The following is an 888-nucleotide window of genomic DNA, read 5'->3' on the forward strand; positions in this document are numbered from 1 at the left end:
CCTATAACAACTTGAGACCGCACCTTAGCCTGGGAATGAAAACCCCAAACGAGGTGCATGGAAAAGCCAGTTGCTGATGCAACTGGCTCTAACTGAAAAGTGTCAACGCATTTCAGGACGACACAGCGAATTGAGGTAGCGCTATGTAGCGGATGGTATTTGCAGCAGTTAGCTAAATCGGAGGAAAGCCTTGATGGGCGTGAGTTTGGGGAGTAGCGAAAACTAATAGAGAGGTGGAGGCTAGCTACTTAAAAGCCAACGGCTCTACCAACTGAGCTAACTAACCCTACTATTTTCGCTAATCAACAGCTCAGGTGCGATTATTGGACAAGATGAATGGGGGGCTTGGCCGTAAAGTGCCAGTGGTTCCAGTGCTTGAGACAGGCTTTGGTGATAGGGATAACTTGGATGGCATTCCTTTAATGCTACGCCAAGCGCATCAGCAACGGCGGTTCGAGTCTGGAGAGATTCATCGGATAGCATCTTAACGTCCACACAGTGAAAGAGGCTGGCCGTTTGGCTGGCCTTTTTTGTATCGGTAATCGGTGCGCCAACACCTACTCTGAACCGATGGGTTCTCTCCAACTCAGGGGCTAGATGCAAAGGCAACACCTCACCCACGACCAATACTAGCGCCAGACGATTGTTGTAGCGACAAGGAATTTGAACTTTCGGTAGCGCTTTGGGTGGCGCTACATAGCGCCAAGTATTTTGGAGGGCTGAGAAATTTGAGATAAGCGCATGAAATGCAAGGATAAAGAGTGGTGGGTCGTGAAGGATTCGAACCTTCGACCAATTGGTTAAAAGCCAACTGCTCTACCAACTGAGCTAACGACCCACGCAATTTGTGTTCCAGCATCGTTTGGTAGCGATGCCTTTTGGAATACG

1 tRNA gene is annotated in these 888 nt (G+C 49.0%); it reads right to left on the reverse strand.

Annotated features, from left to right (window positions below):
* Positions 1 to 762: 762 nt before the first annotated feature.
* Positions 763 to 838 (reverse strand) — tRNA-Lys (locus tag FCL42_RS21505).
* Between the last annotated feature and the right edge of the window lie 50 nt (positions 839 to 888).

Source organism: Ferrimonas aestuarii, assembly GCF_005116665.1.
GTDB classification, from domain to species: domain Bacteria; phylum Pseudomonadota; class Gammaproteobacteria; order Enterobacterales; family Shewanellaceae; genus Ferrimonas; species Ferrimonas aestuarii.